Below are 1463 nucleotides of genomic sequence, written 5' to 3'. Positions count from 1 at the left end.
TTCAACGAGGTGTTCCTCACCGACGTCCGCATCCCGGACTCGCGCCGCCTCGGTGTGCTCGAAACCGTCAACTACCTCGAACATTACGGTCTGAAGCGTCGTCGTCTGGACAGCGGGCGGTACGAGCGTGCAGCACCGGAGCACAGTTGGAACAGTGATCACATCTGCACCAACATCTTCCTGTATCACCTCCAGCGTCACAGCGACCACCACGCGAACCCGACGCGTCGTTATCAGACGCTTCGAAGCATGGACGGCGCACCCAACCTGCCCAGCGGCTACGCGAGCATGATCATGCTCGCTTACGTTCCGCCGCTGTGGCGAAAAGTGATGGATCCCAAGGTCCTTGCGCATTACGGCGGCGACATCACCCGCGTCAACGTTCAGCCGTCCAAGCGCGATCGCATCCTCGCTCGGTACGGAGCAGCGTGATGAGCCGCTACCGATGCCCGGTGTGCGAATACGTCTACGACGAGTCGAAGGGTGCACCACGAGAAGGGTTTCCGGTCGGCACCCCGTGGGATGCCGTTCCGGACGACTGGTGCTGCCCGGACTGCGGCGTGAGGGAAAAGCTGGACTTCGAGCCGATGCCGGCAACGGCGGGGAGTGAATCATGAACGACTACAAGCTGTATCAGTGCGCGCAGTGCGGATTCGAGTACGACGAGGCGGTCGGCTGGCCGGACGACGGTATCGAGCCGGGCACTCGCTGGGACGACATTCCCGACGACTGGAGTTGCCCGGACTGCGGGGCGGCGAAGAGCGACTTCTTCATGGTTGAGGTCGAACGACGGTGAGATGCGTCGGCGTCGAACGGACCTAGGTGCGGCGGTAGTGTCGTCACCATGACTTCGACGCCCACTCGTCTGCCGCAGAAAGAAGCGTCGCGCCTGCTGCTGCGTACGTCGGTGCTCGATTCGATGCGTGAGTTGTTGACCGTGCGCGACTGGTCCGAGGTGACGCTGACGGTTCTGGCCAAGCATGCCGGTGTGAGTCGTCAGACGCTCTACAACGAGTTCGGTTCGAGGCAAGGGCTTGCCGAGGCGTACGCGCTTCGCCTTGCCGACGGATTCGTCGACGCCGTGGACGAGGCCATGGTGGCGAACGAGGGGCGTGCAGTCGAGGCGTTGATGGCGGGCTTCGGATCGTTTTTCGCCTCCAGTGCAACCGACCCGTTGGTGATCTCACTCCTCACCGGTGAGGCCAAGCCGGACCTGCTTCGCCTGATCACCACCGACAGCGCGGTCATCATCGAGCGGGCGTCGTCACGGCTTGCGGAGAGTTTCCAGCGAGGGTGGATACAGGCGTCACCCGCCGATGCCGGGATCTTGGCCAGGGCGATTGCGCGTCTCGGGCTCAGCTACATTTCGATGCCGCCGGAGTCCGGGGCTTCGGCGCACGCCGAGGTCGAGGAAGCCACCACCGACCCGGTGGCGCTGCGTGACATGAAGTTCGCCTACGGCC

General features: G+C 63.6%; 4 protein-coding genes. All 4 read left to right on the top strand.

What is annotated here, in order from left to right; genetic code table 11:
- A partial coding sequence (locus ABT116_RS45835) for a fatty acid desaturase (RefSeq protein ID WP_351647102.1) occupies positions 1–432 on the top strand: 432 nt, incomplete at its 5' end.
- A complete protein-coding gene (locus ABT116_RS45830) occupies positions 432–617 on the top strand; it encodes a rubredoxin (protein WP_351647100.1) in 186 nt (61 codons plus the stop codon). The genes ABT116_RS45835 and ABT116_RS45830, both read left to right, overlap by 1 nt.
- On the top strand, positions 614–796 hold the full coding sequence (locus ABT116_RS45825) for a rubredoxin (RefSeq protein WP_095969090.1): 183 nt from the start codon (positions 614–616) through the stop codon (positions 794–796). The genes ABT116_RS45830 and ABT116_RS45825 overlap by 4 nt, the downstream gene beginning before the upstream one ends.
- Positions 797–844: 48 nt before the next feature.
- Positions 845–1463 (top strand): TetR/AcrR family transcriptional regulator (locus ABT116_RS45820; protein ID WP_351647098.1); only part of this gene is annotated, 619 nt, incomplete at its 3' end.

The sequence above is a fragment of the Streptomyces sp. NPDC002130 genome (assembly GCF_040296465.1).
In the GTDB taxonomy this organism is placed as follows: domain Bacteria; phylum Actinomycetota; class Actinomycetes; order Streptomycetales; family Streptomycetaceae; genus Streptomyces.
This window is presented reverse-complemented; position numbering and strand designations above follow the sequence as displayed.